The organism is Desulfobulbus alkaliphilus (genome assembly GCF_016918545.1).
Taxonomy (GTDB): domain Bacteria; phylum Desulfobacterota; class Desulfobulbia; order Desulfobulbales; family Desulfobulbaceae; genus Desulfobulbus; species Desulfobulbus alkaliphilus.
Genome location: NZ_JAFFQC010000261.1, coordinates 1 through 441, shown reverse-complemented (window position 1 = coordinate 441; position 441 = coordinate 1). Strand labels below are relative to the sequence as shown.

The 441-nt window shown below is 63.9% G+C and carries 1 pseudogene; it reads left to right on the top strand.

The annotated features are described in order from the left end of the window. Nucleotides 1–441, top strand: a pseudogene (locus JWG43_RS18430) (23S rRNA pseudouridine(2605) synthase RluB); the annotation flags it as partial.

Genomic DNA, 441 nt, shown 5'->3' with positions numbered 1-441 from the left:
AAGTGGAGCGGGAATACGCGGTGCGCGTCTTTGGCGAGATCACCGAAGCCATGCTGCAGCGCCTGCGCAAGGGCGTGCAGCTGGAAGACGGCATGGCCAGGTTCAACAAGATCAAGCCGGCCGGCGGTGAAGGGCTGAACCAGTGGTTCAACGTCACCCTGACCGAGGGTCGCAACCGTGAAGTGCGCCGCCTGTGGGAATCCCAGGAAGTGCAGGTGAGCCGTCTGATGCGCATTCGCTACGGTGACGTCACCCTGGATCGCGGCATCCCCCGCGGTGGCTGGCAGGAGCTCAAACTGCCCGAGGTGAACTACCTGCGCGGCCTGGTCAACCTGCCCAACGAGACCGAGTCCAAGGTCGATCTGCAGCAGGATGGCAAGAGCACCCGCCACAAGCAGGCCGCCCAGATCCGTCGTGCCGTCAAGCGCCACAAGGATATGC